This window comes from Streptomyces sp. BE20, from assembly GCF_036322525.1.
Taxonomy (GTDB): domain Bacteria; phylum Actinomycetota; class Actinomycetes; order Streptomycetales; family Streptomycetaceae; genus Kitasatospora.
Genome location: NZ_JAQYWW010000832.1, coordinates 62,076 through 74,529, shown reverse-complemented (window position 1 = coordinate 74,529; position 12,454 = coordinate 62,076). Strand labels below are relative to the sequence as shown.

General features: G+C 73.3%; 13 protein-coding genes and 1 pseudogene. 3 read left to right on the top strand and 11 right to left on the bottom strand.

Annotation, left to right across the window (positions count from 1 at the left end; genetic code table 11):
* Positions 1 to 51: 51 nt before the first annotated feature.
* From PUR61_RS45390 to PUR61_RS17870, 3 genes are all read left to right on the top strand, one after another.
* Positions 52 to 135: a hypothetical protein gene (locus PUR61_RS45390; protein WP_443035189.1), complete on the top strand. Its 84-nt coding sequence runs from the start codon at positions 52 to 54 to the stop codon at positions 133 to 135.
* 213 nt (positions 136 to 348) lie between these two features.
* Positions 349 to 765: an SHOCT domain-containing protein gene (locus PUR61_RS17875; protein WP_329879876.1), complete on the top strand. Its 417-nt coding sequence runs from the start codon at positions 349 to 351 to the stop codon at positions 763 to 765.
* A 148-nt stretch (positions 766 to 913) separates the two neighbouring features.
* The gene (locus PUR61_RS17870) at positions 914 to 2,542 is read left to right on the top strand and encodes a ricin-type beta-trefoil lectin domain protein (RefSeq protein ID WP_329879874.1); all 1,629 of its coding nucleotides are present in this window, start codon (positions 914 to 916) and stop codon (positions 2,540 to 2,542) included.
* A gap of 132 nt (positions 2,543 to 2,674) precedes the next feature.
* Here PUR61_RS17870 and PUR61_RS17865 read toward each other — a convergent pair whose 3' ends face one another.
* The 11 genes and pseudogenes from PUR61_RS17865 to PUR61_RS17815 all read right to left on the bottom strand — a co-directional run bounded on the left by PUR61_RS17865 (position 2,675) and on the right by PUR61_RS17815 (position 12,358).
* Positions 2,675 to 2,836: an agmatine deiminase family protein gene (locus PUR61_RS17865; protein WP_329879883.1), complete on the bottom strand. Its 162-nt coding sequence runs from the start codon at positions 2,834 to 2,836 to the stop codon at positions 2,675 to 2,677.
* Positions 2,833 to 3,015 (bottom strand): agmatine deiminase family protein, encoded by a 183-nt coding sequence (locus PUR61_RS17860; RefSeq protein WP_329879882.1) that lies wholly within the window; start codon positions 3,013 to 3,015, stop codon positions 2,833 to 2,835. The genes PUR61_RS17865 and PUR61_RS17860 overlap by 4 nt, the downstream gene beginning before the upstream one ends.
* Before the next feature lie 118 nt (positions 3,016 to 3,133).
* A complete protein-coding gene (locus PUR61_RS17855) occupies positions 3,134 to 4,339 on the bottom strand; it encodes an agmatine deiminase family protein (protein WP_329879872.1) in 1,206 nt (401 codons plus the stop codon).
* 201 nt (positions 4,340 to 4,540) lie between these two features.
* Positions 4,541 to 5,350 carry an ABC transporter ATP-binding protein gene (locus tag PUR61_RS17850; protein WP_329879870.1) on the bottom strand — a complete coding sequence of 270 codons (810 nt, stop codon included), beginning with the start codon at positions 5,348 to 5,350 and terminating at the stop codon, positions 4,541 to 4,543.
* Positions 5,351 to 5,393: 43 nt separating this feature from the next.
* A complete protein-coding gene (locus tag PUR61_RS17845) occupies positions 5,394 to 6,371 on the bottom strand; it encodes an ABC transporter ATP-binding protein (protein ID WP_329879881.1) in 978 nt (325 codons plus the stop codon).
* Positions 6,368 to 7,066, bottom strand: a complete 699-nt coding sequence (locus PUR61_RS17840) for an ABC transporter permease (protein ID WP_329879869.1) — start codon at positions 7,064 to 7,066, stop codon at positions 6,368 to 6,370. The genes PUR61_RS17845 and PUR61_RS17840 overlap by 4 nt, the downstream gene beginning before the upstream one ends.
* Before the next feature lie 37 nt (positions 7,067 to 7,103).
* Positions 7,104 to 7,223: pseudogene (locus tag PUR61_RS17835) on the bottom strand (ABC transporter permease); the annotation flags it as partial.
* Complete coding sequence (locus PUR61_RS17830; RefSeq protein ID WP_329879867.1) at positions 7,220 to 8,179, bottom strand: ABC transporter permease; 960 nt, start codon at positions 8,177 to 8,179, stop codon at positions 7,220 to 7,222. The gene PUR61_RS17830 and the pseudogene PUR61_RS17835, both read right to left, overlap by 4 nt.
* Positions 8,176 to 9,843 (bottom strand): ABC transporter substrate-binding protein, encoded by a 1,668-nt coding sequence (locus tag PUR61_RS17825; RefSeq protein WP_329879865.1) that lies wholly within the window; start codon positions 9,841 to 9,843, stop codon positions 8,176 to 8,178. Before PUR61_RS17825 ends, PUR61_RS17830 begins: the two co-directional genes overlap by 4 nt.
* A 197-nt stretch (positions 9,844 to 10,040) precedes the next feature.
* The gene (locus tag PUR61_RS17820) at positions 10,041 to 11,054 is read right to left on the bottom strand and encodes an agmatine deiminase family protein (protein ID WP_329879863.1); all 1,014 of its coding nucleotides are present in this window, start codon (positions 11,052 to 11,054) and stop codon (positions 10,041 to 10,043) included.
* Between the two features lie 116 nt (positions 11,055 to 11,170).
* Positions 11,171 to 12,358 carry an agmatine deiminase family protein gene (locus tag PUR61_RS17815; RefSeq protein ID WP_329879861.1) on the bottom strand — a complete coding sequence of 396 codons (1,188 nt, stop codon included), beginning with the start codon at positions 12,356 to 12,358 and terminating at the stop codon, positions 11,171 to 11,173.
* Positions 12,359 to 12,454 lie beyond the last annotated feature (96 nt).

Here is a 12,454-nt window from a genome sequence, read left to right as displayed (position 1 = left end):
GGCGGCACCACCTACGCCCCCCAGGCCCACCAGGCCACCAAGGCCCAGCAGATCGCCATCGGCGAAAAGGTCCTCGCCGCCCAGGGCCCCGGCGCCTGGCCCGTCTGCTCCGTCAAGGCCGGCCTCACCAAGTAACACCCCCCCACACACCCCACCCACCGGGCAACCCACCCACCCGGCCCACGACAACGCCGCTGCACCGACCACACCACCGGTCAGGTACAGCGGCGTCGTGCATCCCCCCCACACCCCCACGGATGCGCAAAACCCACACCACGCGCAGCATGAGGATGAACCCACTCATCCTTCGGGCCGGCCCTGGCCGTTCCGGGACGGGAGATCAGCGCCATGCACTTCGCGGCGAACCTGGCGGCCGACTACCCGCTGCTCAACATTTTCTGGACCATGCTCTGGTTCTTCCTGTGGATCCTCTGGTTCATGCTCCTGTTCCGGATCATCGCCGACCTCTTCCGCGACGACTCGCTGAGCGGCTGGGCCAAGGCCGGCTGGGCCGTGTTCGTCGTGCTGCTGCCCTTCCTCGGCGTCTTCGTCTACCTCATCGCCCGCGGGCGGGGCATGGGCGAGCGCGAGCTGAGCCGGGCGCAGCAGAGCGAGGAGCGGTTCCGGACGTACGTCCGCGACACCGCGGCCGGCTCGGACCAGCCGTCCACCGCGGATCAGCTGGCCAAGATCAGCGAGCTCCGCGCGGCGGGCCACATCACGGACGAGGAGTTCGCGCAGGCGAAGGCCAAGATCCTGGCCTGACCGCCGCCCGGTCCACAGCTCCGGCCCACGGCCCCGGCCGACCGGGCCCGGATCCCCCGAGGGTGCGAAGCCCGGGCGGACCGGCGGACGGTTCGCACTACAGTCTGATCCCGTCGGGACACACCCGTCTCTCACAGGGGGAACAGACTTGAGGCTTCATCACCATGCCGGAGCGGCCGGACGCACGGGTGGACTCCCGTCCGTCCGGCCGTTCCGGCGGCGCGCGCGGGCCGTCCTCGTGACGCTCGCCCTGGTCGGCGGACTGCAGGGCGGCCTGGTCACGGCGGCACAGGCGGACCCGGCGGCGTCGCTGTGCTCGTCGGTCAACGGGCCGTTCGGTTCGGCGGTCGTCGGCGGGGGCCGTTACCGGATCATGCCGGACGAGTGGAACTCCGCGGCCGAGGTCTGCATGACCAGCGACGGCGGCCCGAACTTCACGGTCACCCGCAGCGACCTCAGCAGCGCCACCAACACCAAGCCCGGGGCCCCGGGCGCGTACACCCGCATCGAGTACGTGCCGCGCCCCGGTGAACTCCCCACGCCCGTGGCCACGATGGGGGACACCCTGACCGGCTGGCGGACCACCACCGGCGTCCCGGGGCAGTACAACGCGGCCTACGACCTCTGGTACGCGGACGCGGCCGAGGCGTGCGGTCCGACGACCTCGCACGAGCTGATGATCTGGCTCGACCGGCAGGGCGGCCCCGTCCCGCTGGGCACCGCCACCCAGCAGGTCGCCCTCGGCGGCCGGACGTACCAGGTCCACCAGTACCAGAACGCCGCCAACGGCAAGCAGGTCATCAGCTACCTGGCGACCAGCCCGGTCGGCTCGGTCTACGCCCTGAACCTGCGCGCGATCACCAACGACGCCGTGGTCCGGGGCTACGTGCCCGCCGACGGGAAGCTCTGCTCCGTCCAGGCGGGCTTCGAGATCTGGAACGGCGGCGCCGGACTCGCCACGAACTCCTTCTCCTACCAACCCGCCGTCGGCCTCCCGACGGGCAACGTGACGTCCGGGCTCCCCGGCAAGTGCCTCGACGCCGGGAACAACTCGGCGGGCCCCGAGACCTTCAGCATGCCCGCCGACATCTGGGACTGCGCCACGACGCCGAACCAGACCTGGACGGTCGGCAACGACGGCACCGTCAGGGCCCTCGGCAAGTGCCTCGACGTCACCGGCGGCGGAACCGTCAACGGGACTCCGGTCCAGCTCTACCCCTGCAACGGCACCGGCGCCCAGGTGTGGAGGCAGAACGCCAAGGGCCTGCAGAACCCGCAGTCCGGTCTCTGCCTGGCCGACCCCGCCGCCTCGACCACCAACGGCACCCAGCTGATCCTCTGGACCTGCGGTGCGAGCGGACAGGACTGGCGCCACCCCTACAGCGGGCAGCCGCTGTGGACCGCCTTCACCAACAAGGCGACCTCCTACTGCCTGAGCGGCGGGGTCGAGAACGCCGGCTCGGTCAGTCTCCACACGTGCAGCGCCGGCACCACCCCGCCGCAGAACTGGCAGCTGGTCAAGGACGGCACCCTGCGCGTCTCCACCGGGGCGTGCCTGGACGCGGGCAGCGCCGGCACCGCCGGCAGCCCGGTCCAGCTGGCGCCGTGTTCGGGATCGGCCACGCAGCAGTGGCTGCTGTCGCCCACCGGCTACCTGCTGAACCCCGTGTCCGGCAAGTGCCTGGACGACCCGCAGTCGACCGCCGTGCAGGGCGTCCCGCTGAACCTGTGGACCTGCAACGGCACCGCGGCCCAGGTCTGGTACTCGGCGGCCTGACCGGGCCGGGCCCGACAGGGCCCGACCGGGCTTCCGGTCGAGCCACCGGTCGGGGAGTGCGCCGCAGGCCCGGGAAGGAGCCCCCGCTCCCCCGGGCCTGCGGCCTGCCCGGCGGGCCCCGCCGGTCCCGCCCTACGGAACCGGCTGCTGCTGGGTGACGCAGTGGACGCCGCCGCCACCGAGACCGAGGTCGTCGATGTTCAGCGGCTCGACGACGCGGCCCGGGAAGAACGACTGCAGCATCGTCTTCGCCGCCGCGTCGGCCCGGGAGTCCCCGAACCGGGCGGCGATCACCGCGCCGTTGCAGACGTAGTAGTCGGCGTAGGAGCCGACGAACGCCGGGTCGCTCTGCCGGATCCGGTAGTAGCCGGGTCCGTCATGCCCGGGTTCCGGTCGGAGACCAGGATGCTGCTCCGGGTGGCCATCGGGGTGCCCGCGCCGTCGGTCTCGACGGCGCCGCCCTCGCCGACCAGGCCCGCCGCGACCCCGCGCCGGTGATGCGGGCACTCGTCCTCGGGCTCGCGGCCGGAGCGACGGGAGCGGCTGAACGCTGACGGCCGCCGACACCCTCGGGATCACGAGGTCACACGGTCACGGGCTCGCCGGGGCGGCGGAGCCGCCCGTCGCCTCGGGCTGTTGCTGGGTGGAGCAGTGGATGCCCCCGCCGCCGGCGGCGATGGCGTCGATGCTCACCTGGACGACCTCGCGCCCGGGGTGGAGGTCGGCCAGGATTCCCGCCGCGCGGTCGTCGGACGCCCTGTCCCCGAACCGGGGCATGATCACGGCCCCGTTGACCACGTAGTAGTTGAGGTAGGTGGCCAGGAAGTCCTTCCCCGGGTCCGGGACTCCGCTGAGGTCGGGCTCGGTGAGGTCCACGATCCGCAGCGGGCGGCCCATGGCGTCGGTGGCCCCGCGGAGCACCTCCAGCGCCTGATCGGAGGCCCGGGACCAGATGTCCGGCGGACTGTCCGGCCCGGGGCGGTGGATCAGCACCACGCCGGGCTCGGCGAACCGGGCCAGGGCGTCGATGTGGCAGTCGGTGATGTCCTGGCCGGCCACCCCGGCGAACCAGATGACCTTCCGGACGCCGAACAGTTCCTTGAAGGCGGCCTCGATCCCGTCGCGGCTCTTCCCGGGGTTGCGGTTCTCGTTGACCCAGGAGCTCTCGGTGGCCATCAGGGTGCCCTCGCCGTCGACCTCGATCCCGCCGCCCTCACCGGTGATCGGCGCCTGGATGCGGCGGATCTCGTAGCGGTCGAGCAGCCTGCGGGCGACCTGGCCGTCCTCGCTGTGGGTCTGCTTGCCGCCCCAGCCGTTGAAGTTGAGGTCGACGCCCGCGAGTCCCGCCGGGCCGGTGACGAAGGTCGGGCCGGTGTCGCGGGCCCACAGGTCGTCCACCGGCAGGTCGATGACCTCCACGCCGGAGCCGCACAGCTGCCGGGCCGCGGCGCTCTGGTCCGGGCGAGCCATCAGCACCACCGGCTCGAAGCGGGCGACGGCCTGCGCGACGTGCGCGATGTCCTCGCGGACGTCGGGCAGTTGGTCGCCCCACACCTCTTCGAGGGCCGGCCAGGCCATGAACGTCCTGGTGTGGGGGCGCCACTCGGCCGGCATGGCGTACGAGGCCGGGGCCGCCGTGGAGGGTCCGGAGGCCGGGCTCGCGGACGCGCCCGGCGAGGACGGCTGCGTCCCGCCGGCCGGCTCCGCGTCGGAGCCGCAGCCCTCCAGCAGCGCGAGCGCGGCGACGGCCGCCCCCGAGCGGAGCACCGACCGGCGGGACAGGGAAGGTTCACTCACAGCAGGTCCCCTCGTTCATCCGCATGCACCCGAATCGGGCGATTTCCGACAGTAGAGGTGACCGAGGGACGTTCCGGTGAGCCCGCGCGCCGCCGATCGGGCGAATCGGCGCAGGGTGAAGCCGCACGGATCAGGACCGGAGCGGGCCCGGACCGCCGCCGTGGGGCGCCGACGGTCCGGACCCGGGTACGGGAGCCGCCGCTACGGGCTGTCCGACAGCGCGCGGCGTGCGGCGGCGATGGACCGCGGGTCCCAGCCGGGCCCGGGCACGGAGTCCAGCAGCAGCCTGGTGTAGGGGTGACTCGGCCTGGCGAGGACCTCGGCGGTCGGACCGGACTCGACGACCCGCCCGTGCCGCATCACGATGACGTCGTCGGTGACGCACCGGACGACCCCGAGGTCGTGGGTGATGAACAGGTAGCCGATGCCGGTCGCCTCCCGGATGTCGGCGAGCAGGTTGAGGATCTGCGCCTGCACGGACACGTCGAGGGCCGCCACCGCCTCGTCGAGGACGAGGACCGCCGGCTCCACCGCCAGTGCCCGGGCGATCGCGACCCGCTGGCGCTGGCCGCCGGAGAGCTGCCGGGGCAGTGCGCCCGCCTCCCGCTCCCCGAGGCCGACCTGCTCCAGGAGCTCGGCGATCCGGCGGGGGTGGTCGGCGTCGGGGAAGTGCAGCCGGAGGGTCTCGCGCAGCACGGCGCCGACGGTGGTGCGCGGGTCCAGGGACAGGTACGGGTCCTGGAAGACCATCTGCACCTCGCGGGCCCGTGCGAGCCGGTGGACCCGGCCGCGCCGCCGCTCGGTGCGGTCCCGGCGGTGGACCAGCACCCGGCCGGTGTCCGCCCGTTCCAGTCCCACGACGATCCGGGCGGTGGTGGTCTTGCCGGAGCCGGACTCGCCGACAATGCCCAGCGACCTGCCCTCGGCGAGGGTGAGGGAGACGTTGTCGACGGCCCGGACGCCTCCGTAGGCGCGGTGCAGCCCGACCACCTCCAGCACGGTCCTCCGCATCGGCGGCTCTCCCTTCGAACGGGTCGCGGCCCCGAGGTCCGGGCTACGCATCGGCGGTCGCCTCCCCCGTCCGGTCGCTGTGGTGGCAGGCGGTGCGGCGGCCCGGCTCGCCGTCGACCGGCAGCAGTTCGGGCGCCTGCCGGGTGCACTCGAAGGTCGCGAGCGGGCAGCGCGGCGCGAAGGGGCAGCCGACCGGCTCGTCGCGCAGGCCGGGCGGTCGGCCCTCGATCGCGGCGAGCCGGCCCCGGGGACCGTCCAGGCGCGGCGTCGAGGCGAGCAGCGCGGCCGTGTAGGGGTGGCGCGGCCGTGCGAACAGGGCCTCGGCGGGACCGGTCTCGACGATCCGCCCGGCGTACATCACGTAGACGCGGTCACCGATGGCGGCGGCGAGGCCCAGGTCGTGGGTGACGAAGAGCAGGCCGGTGCCGAAGCGTTCCTGGAGGTCTCCCAGGAGGGCGACCACCTCGGCCTGGGAGGTGACGTCCAGGGCCGTGGTGGGCTCGTCGGCGAGGATCAGCGCCGGATCGCCCATCAGTGCGGCCGCGATCATCACCCGTTGGAGCATGCCGCCGGACACCTGGCCCGGGTACCGGCCAAGGACCGACGCGGGGAGGCCGACGGCGTCCAGCATCTCGGTGGCCCGCGCGGTCGCGGCCTCGGCGGACAGGCCGCCGTTGAGACGCACGCTCTCGGTGAGGAAGTCCCCGAGGCGGCGCAGCGGGTTGATGGCGGCCCGGGGGTCCTGGAAGATCATCGCGGCGGTGCCGGTGCGCAGCCGGCGCAACTGCTCGGGCGTCATGGTGAGGACGTCGTCGCCGCCGACCCGGACGGTGCCCTCGGTGGCGGATCCGGCGGGGAGCAGGCCGAGCACGCTGCGGGAGGTCAGGCTCTTCCCCGAGCCGGACTCCCCCACCAGGGCGACCGTCTCGCGGGCGCCGACGGTGAGGTCGACGCCGGCGAGCACGGGCCGGGCGGTGTTCGGCAGGCGCAGGCGGTAGGCCCGGATGTCGAGGACGGTCATCGGTCCCTCCTGGCGACCTGGTCGGCCCAGCGTTCGCCGACGACGTTGAAGGCGACGACGGTCAGCACGATCGCGGCGCAGGGCAGGACCGCCGACAGCGGGTAGCCGTGCTGGACGGCAGACTGGCCGTCGAAGACCATCCGGCCCCAGTCGGGGGTCAGCGCGGGGACGCCGAGCCCGAGGAAGGAGAGCCCGGCCAGGTCGATCAGGGCGTAGCCGAAGTTGATGGTGGCCTGCGCCAGGACGACCGGCGCGATGCCGGGGACGACGTGGCGCAGGCAGATCTGCAGGCCGGAATGGCCCTGGACCTGGTAGACCTCGACGTAGGGGCGGGCGCGTTCGGCGAGGACGAGGGAGCGGGTGAGACGGCTGACGTAGGGCAGGTAGGCGATCGCGAGGGCGACGACGGGGGCGAGCAGGCCCTCGCCGTACACGGAGACGATCAGGATGGCCAGCAGCATGCCAGGGAAGGCGAAGACCAGTTCGGTGCTGCGGGAGAGGACGGAGTCCAGCCAGCCGCCCCGCCAGGCCGCGGTGACGCCGACGGCGACGCCGGCCAGGGTCGAGAAGGCGACCACGCCGAGCGGTCCGAGCAGGGAGGTGCGGGCGCCGGGTGACCAGACGGGCGAGGGTGTCCCGGCCGGCGGCGTCGACGCCGAGCAGGTGCTCGGCGGAGGGTCCCGCGAGCGCGTCACCGAGGTCGACGGCGTTCGGGTCGTCGGGGGCGAGCCACGGGGCGAGGACCGCGGCCAGGACGACCAGGGCGACGAAGCCGAGGCAGATCCGGTGCAGCGGCGCGCGGGCGGTCCGGATCCGGCCGAGACCGGACCGGCGCGTCAGGACGGCGGTCATCGGGCGGCCTCCCGCGCGCCGAGGGTGACCCGGGGGTCGACCAGCGGGTGGAGCAGGTCGACGATCAGGTTCACCGCCATGAACAGCCCGACCATGATCAGCGAGATGGCCTGCACGGTGGGGAAGTCCTTGGTGGTGGTGGACAGTTCGAGGAGCTGACCGATGCCGCCGACGCTGAACGCGGTCTCCACCAGGACGGTGCAGACCAGCAGCGTGGAGACGACGAGCCCACCGGTGGTCAGGAGCGTGCCCAGGGCGTTGCGGAAGACGTGCCGGCGGACGACCCGGTGTTCGGAGACACCCCGGCTGCGGGCGACGGTGACGTGCTCGTGGCCGAGGACGTCCAGCATCGCGGCGCGGGTGACCCGGGCGAGCATGCCGATCAGGTAGAGCGCGAGGGCGAGGGCGGGCAGGGCGAGGTGCCACAGCATCTGGCCGAGGCCGTCGCCGGTCCCCCCGGTGGGGAACCAGCCCAGCTGCACCGCGAACAGGCCCTGCAGCAGGACGGCGGCGACGAAGGCGGGGGTGCCGACGGCGACGGTGGTGGTGACCAGGATGGTGGAGTCGGCGGCGCCGCCGCGGACTGCGCCGATCCAGCCGAGCAGCAGGCCGAGCGCGACGACGAGGACGAGGGCCATCGCCACCAGCAGCAGGGTCGCGGGGAGGCGGTCGGCGAGGAGCCGGGAGACGTCGGTCCGGTAGGTGATCGAGCGGCCGAAGTCGCCGTGCAGGACCTGACCGGCCCACCGCAGGTACTGCAGGAGGAAGGGTTCGTCCAGGTGGTACTGGGCGTTGATCGCCCGCAGCGCCTCCGGGGAGGCCGAGCGGCCCGCGAGCAGGAAGCTCGCCGGGCTGCCCGGCGCGAGGTACATCGCGCCGAAGATCACGAACGAGGCGCCGACCAGGGTGGCGGCCATCTCGGCCAGCCGGCGGGCGGCGAATCTGAGGAAGCTCACCGGGCCGCCCCCACGTCGGCGGCCCACGGGTAGTACATGTACGCGATGGTGGTCGGGGCGCCGGTGATCCGCTTGTTGAGGAAGACCGCGGTCGGCCACTCGGCGACCGGGATCCAGAGCAGCTGGTCGGAGGCGATCTGCTGGAGGTGCGCGGTGATGGCGAACCGCTCGGCGGGGTCGGAGGCGTTGACGGCCTTCTTGACCAGGTCGTCGTAGGCGGGGTCGCTGAAGGAGGCGAAGTTCTGGAAGGCGCCGGTCCGGAAGTTGGCCAGCAGGTCGAGCGGGTCGGTGATGGAGTCGTAGTACGTCTCCGGGAACAGGTCGACGCCCTCGCGCGCCTGCGGGTCGGTGAACAGCGCGGTGAACGCGTTGGGCGCGATCGTCTTCAGCCGCACGTCGAGGCCGATCTTCGCACCGGCGGACTGGACGGCGGTGGCCAGGACCGACACGTCCTGACCGATCGGGCTGGTGGCGACGGTCAGGGTCTTCCCGGTGGCGCCGGCCTCCTTGATCAGCGCCTTGGCCCGCTCGATGTCCGGCGCGGTCGGGGTGAGTCCTTCGAAGGCCTCCCTGCGCACCTCCTCCGGCGCGCCCGCCCAGGCGGCGCGGCTGGTCAGCGAGCCGGTGACGTGCCCGGCCCCGCCCAGGCCGGTGCGGACGAAACCCGTCCGGTCGAGGGCGAGCGACAGCGCCTGCCGGACCCGGAGGTCGCCGAGCACGCCCTGCATGGTGGTGACGTTGACGTTGACCGTGCTCAGGCCCTCGCCGAAGTAGAGCGTGCCCGAGCCGCTGCCCCGCAGCCGCCCGTAGCTCTCGGTGGGGATCAGGTAGCCGCCGTCGGCCTCGCCGCTCAGCATCGCGTTGACCCGCGCCGAGGGGTCGGTGAGGAAGCGGAAGACCGCCTTGGCCGACTTGGCCTTCTGCCCCCAGTAGCCGTCGAAGCGCCTGAGCTCGACCGACTGGCCCTTGTTCCAGTCGCCGAGCTCGAACGGCCCGGTGCAGGCGAGGCCGCCGCTGGTGCCGTAGTCCCGGCCGGCCGCCTCGATCCCGGCCTTCGAGGCGACGACGCCGGCGGCGGTGGCCATGTACTGGTTGAACTGCGAGTCCGGCTGGGTGAGTTTGACGGTGACCTGGAGCGGGCCGGTCCCGGTGACGGAGCTGACGTTCTGGAACTGCTGTGCCCAGGCGGCCGCGTTGTCGGGGTTCGTCTGGCGGCCGAGGCTGTACACCACGTCCTCGGCGGTCATCACGCGGCCGTCGTGGAAGCGCACGCCGGGCCGCAGGTCGTAGACCCAGGTGGTGGGGTCGGGGTTGGACGCCTTCTCGGCCAGCCCCGGCGCGAGGGTCAGCTGCGGGGTCCACCGCATGAGGCTCTCGCAGACGTTGGACAGGACGGTGTTCTGCGGGTAGTCGAAGGCCGAGACGTAGTCGAGGGTGGGCGGCTCGGCGTAGACGGCCCAGGTGAACGAGTCCAGCTCGCCGACGGCGGCCGGGGTGCCGGCGGACAGCCGGTACGACTCGCCGTCGGTGCCCCCGTCCTTCGGCGGGCCGGCGCAGCCGGAGGCGAACGCGGCGAAGGTCGCGGCGGCCAGGGCGGCCGCCGCGGGGGCCTGCCGGCGGCGGGGGGATCTACGGGTGCGGGACCCGTCCTGGGGCTCTGGCATGAGGGTGGCTCTCTTCCGTGCGTGACGGGGCGAGGGAGGGGGGCGGCCCGGCCGGGCCCGCGGGTGGGTCGCGGGACCGGCCGGGCGGTCCGACGGCGGAAGGTCCGGCGCCGGGCACCGGGCGGTGGGGCACCCGGCGAGTGGACGTCGGACGGTGGGCGGCGGGCGTGAGGCGTCAGGCGTCGGGCGGTGGGGACTCAGGCGGTGGGGCGGGCCACCGGCACCTGCTGGGTGATGCAGTGGACCCCGCCGCCGCCGTAGGCGATCACCCGGGAGCGGATGCCGACGACCTTGCGGCCGGGCAGCGCCGCCGCGATCACCGCGAGCGCGCCCTCGTCCTGCTCGGGCACCCCCGCGACCGGCACGACGACGCCGCCGTTGGCGACGTAGAAGTTGAGGTAGCCGACCTCGGTCCGCTTGCCGTCGACCTCGACGAAGGCGGCCTGCGGCAGGTCGAGGATCTCCAGCCGGCGGCCCCGGGCGTCGACGGCGGCCTCCAGGACGGCGCGGTTCTCGCGCATCCGGGCGTAGTCGGGGTGCTCCGGGTCGCTCGGGAGCTGGACCACCACCTTGCCGGGGGCCACGAAGGCGCACACGCCGTCCACGTGGCCGTCGGTCTCGGTGTCCAGCAGCCCGCCCCACGGCAGCCAGATCACCGTGGTGACGCCGAGCCTGGCCTTCAACTCCTCCTCGATCTCCGCCCTGCTCATGCCCGGGTTGCGGTTGGGGTGGAGGAGGCACTGCTCGGTGGTGATCAGGGTGCCCTCGCCGTCCACGGTGACGGCGCCGCCCTCCAGGATCATCCGGGAGTCGATGCGCTCGACGCCGAGGCGCTCCAGCAGCACGCCGGCGATCCGGTCGTCCGTGTCGTACGGGTGGTGCTTGTCGCCCCAGGCGTTGAAGCGGAAGTCCACGCCGGCGCGCTCGCCCTCGGGGCCGAGCACGAAGATCGGGCCGGAGTCGCGGAACCAGGAGTCGTCGATGGGCAGTTCCACCACCTCGACGCCGTCACCGCACAGAATCCGCGCCTCCTCGCCCTGGCCGGGGCGGGCGACCATGGTCACCGGCTCGAACCCGGCGATCGCCCGGGCGACGTCGGCGTACTCGCGCTTGGCCTCCTCGAAGGTGTCGCCCCAGAGGTCGGCGCGGGTCGGCCAGGCCATCAGGCAGCGCTCGTGCTCGGTCCACTCGGCAGGCATGCGGAAACTCACGATGGAACTCATCTCTGTTCGGGCGTTCGGTCGGTGCGGTGGGTGCCGTCGGTGCGGTGGGTGCGGTCCCCCGCCGGGGCACGGGCGGTGCCCCGGCGGGGCGGCGGCGGTGGCTCTCAGCGGGCGTCGGGCACGGCCGGCTGCGACTGGGTGGAGCAGTGGATGCCGCCACCGCCGCTCGCGATGCCGTCGATGGCGGTCTGGACGATCCGGCGGTCCGGGTAGGCGGCCTGGAGGATCGCGTAGGCGACGCCGTCGGCGTAGCCGTCACCGAACTGCGGGGCGATGACGGCGCCGTTGACCGTGTAGTAGTTGGTGTAGCTGGACAGGAAGTCCTTGCCGCGGCCGCGGATCTCCCGGCGGTCCGGCCCGGGCAGTTCGGTGACCTGGAGGCGGCGGCCCCGGGCGTCGGTGGCGGCGTGCAGCAGCCGCTTCGTCTCGTTGTAGACGGCGACCCACCGGTCGTCGGTGCCGGGCCCTGGCTGGTCCAGGATGACCTTGCCCGGGGCGGTGAACCGGGCCAGGCAGTCGATGTGGCAGTCGGTGATGTCCTGGCCGGCGAGGCCCGGGACCCAGATGACCTTCTCGACGCCCAGCGCCGACTTCAGCCCCTGCTCCACCTGGGCCTGCGACCTGCCGGGGTTCCTGTTGGGGTTGACCAGGGAACTGACGGTGACGAGCAGGGTGCCCTCGCCGTCCGTCTCCAGCGAACCGCCCTCACCGACGAAGGGGGCCCGGATGCGGTCGATCCCGTACTCGGCCAGCAGGCCGGCCGCCGCTGCGGCGTCGTTGGCGTACGGCTGGTAGTACGAGGTGCCGCGCTTGCCCCAGCCGTTGAAGTTGGTGTCGACACCGGCGACGGACCCCGGCGCCACGACGAAGGTCGGTCCGAAGTCCCGGATCCACAGGTCGTCGACGGGAATGTCCAGGACCTCGATCGGGTGGTACGCGCCCGATCCGCAGGCGTACCGCGCGGCGGCGGCCTGCCCGGGACGGGCCAGCATCACGACCGGTTCGTAGCGCGAGATCGTGTGGGCGAGCTCGGCGATGTCCCGGCGTACGCCGGACAGCTGGTTCTGCCAGACCGACGACAGTGCGGGCCAGGCCATGAAGGTGCGGGTGTGCGGATCGGTCTCCGCCGGCATCCGCAGTGCCGCGCCGGGCCGCGGTCCGGCCGCTGCGGGGGTGGGGGCCGCCGAGGCGGCGCGGGCGCTCACCGGCAGCGCGGCACCGAGGGCGGCCAGTGGCAGGGCCGCCGCACCGAACTTGAGCACGCTGCGACGGGGGGAAACGGGGTGGTTCATGGGGCTCCCTGGAGGGATCGGGAGGTGTGGGGTGACCCACATCCTGGACTGAACTGAAAGTTCAGTCAAGATTTTGGAGCCACCCTTCCGCCTCTG